Annotated in this window: 2 protein-coding genes; both read left to right on the forward strand. The window is 40.3% G+C overall.

Annotated features, from left to right (window positions below):
* Positions 1-57 precede the first annotated feature (57 nt).
* A complete protein-coding gene (locus AC1XUD_RS26510; protein ID WP_483364069.1) occupies positions 58-342 on the forward strand; it encodes a transposase in 285 nt (94 codons plus the stop codon).
* Between the two features lie 5 nt (positions 343-347).
* The gene (locus tag AC1XUD_RS26515; RefSeq protein WP_483364070.1) at positions 348-1,178 is read left to right on the forward strand and encodes an IS3 family transposase; all 831 of its coding nucleotides are present in this window, start codon (positions 348-350) and stop codon (positions 1,176-1,178) included.
* Positions 1,179-1,226 lie beyond the last annotated feature (48 nt).

A 1,226-nucleotide genomic window follows, 5' to 3' on the forward strand; every position in this document is an offset into this window, starting at 1 on the left:
TATAATACTCCCTAATATCTGGACAGCTACTTAAATTTTTTAATTTAGTAGTTGACTATGAAAAAGGAACGCAGAAAATTCAGCGCGAGCTTCAAAGCCAAAGTGGCCATTGAAGCCATTAAAGAGATTAGCACCTCACAAGAACTTGCTTCTAAGTATCAAATTCATCCGACGCAAATAGCTGCCTGGAAACGGGAGTTCTTGGAGAATGCGGAGTTGGTATTCAGCAAGGAAGCTCCGACAACAAAAGAAGCGGAAAATCCCAGGGAAAAAGAGCTTTACACCAAGATTGGGGAGCTTCAGGTGCAGCTGGATTTCTTAAAAAAAGTCTTGGGGAAATGACGGTCATGGAGAAACGCGAACTCATTTCCCCGGAATATAGCGATCTGAGCGTTTCAGCACAATGTAAACTAGTTGGTTTACAAAGGAGCAGCTATTATTTCAAGCCGAAAGGGGAACCTATTCTCAATCAAAAGATTATGAAAGCCATAGATCGTAAATTCATGGATTGTCCATTTTATGGCATCGAGCGTATGACCGATCATTTATGCAGTTTAGGGTATCATGTAGGGTTAAAACGGGTACGAAGGCTTTACAAGATCATGAATTTGCGCACGATTTATCCAAAGCGTAACCTAAGTAAGGCCAGAGCGACTGATTATAAATATCCATATCTGTTGAAAGGCTTGAAAATAGAGCGACCTAATCAGGTCTGGCAGGCCGACATTACTTATATCCCTATGTTCCGAGGCTTCATGTACATGTTCGCAATTATTGATGTATATAGCCGTAGGATTGTTGGATGGAGTATATCTAATACTATGAGTATGGAATGGTGCAGAGAAACACTGTCGGACACAATTCGAACCGAAGGGCAACCGGAAATCTTCAATACAGATCAGGGTAGCCAGTTCACAAGCCCAAATTTTATTAATCCGCTGCTGGATAGAGGTATAAAGATATCAATGGACGGAAAAGGAAGAGCACTTGATAATGTTTTTATAGAGCGTTTTTGGAGGTCACTAAAACAGGAATACGTATATCTTAACCCTCCAAATGGTGGTATGGATTTGTATCGTGGAATAAAAGCATACGTGGAATTTTACAATTATCAGCGCAAACACACAGGCACTGGATATATTCCAAATGACCGATTCTTTGAAGCAAAAGCATCTTAAAACTTAATATTAATCGCTGGCTGTCCAGTGAATGGGGAGTATTTCAAT

The sequence above is a fragment of the Dyadobacter sp. HNCC25DJ184 genome (assembly GCF_056895215.1).

What these genes read in the sequence shown, in the direction of transcription:
- AC1XUD_RS26515 (WP_483364070.1), top strand. Translation starts at nt 348, where the DNA reads ATGGAGAAACGCGAACTCATTTCCCCGGAATATAGCGATCTGAGCGTT.
- AC1XUD_RS26510 (WP_483364069.1), top strand. Translation starts at nt 58, where the DNA reads ATGAAAAAGGAACGCAGAAAATTCAGCGCGAGCTTCAAAGCCAAAGTG.